The 432-nt window shown below is 46.1% G+C and carries 1 pseudogene; it reads right to left on the bottom strand.

Features of this window, described 5'->3' with window-relative positions:
* Nucleotides 1-432, bottom strand: a pseudogene (locus V6E90_RS21545) (YadA-like family protein); the annotation flags it as partial.

Consider the following 432-nt stretch of genomic DNA (forward strand, 5'->3'; position numbering starts at 1 on the left):
ACTCCGCCTGCAACTGTCGTGCTGGTAATGTTGCTATCACCTTTAACATTGATATCACTACCCAAGGCATAGTTGTTCTTGCCTGTTGTGCCACCAAAGTTGATGCCTTTGTCTGCTGTTGCTTTAACGCTGGTGATCGCACCATCAATTGTGTTTGAACCTGTGCCACCAATGTTACTTGTGGTGATTGCACCTGTCGTTGCATCAATGGTCGTTGAACCTCCAATTGCATTCTTAACGCTGTCCGCTACTCCGTGTAATTGACTGCCATTTACTGCATCTGTTGATGCTGCATTTACAGCACTCGCTTTAACGTTGGTAATCGTGGTTCCACCAGCACCTGCAAGCGTGATCTTGTCTTTAGTCGTTGCATCGTCATATTTAACTGCTGCATCGTCTAATGTACCCAACTTGCCATCAACTGCTGCCAAT

The sequence above is a fragment of the Acinetobacter sp. ESBL14 genome (genome assembly GCF_036668815.1).
Taxonomy (GTDB): domain Bacteria; phylum Pseudomonadota; class Gammaproteobacteria; order Pseudomonadales; family Moraxellaceae; genus Acinetobacter; species Acinetobacter gyllenbergii.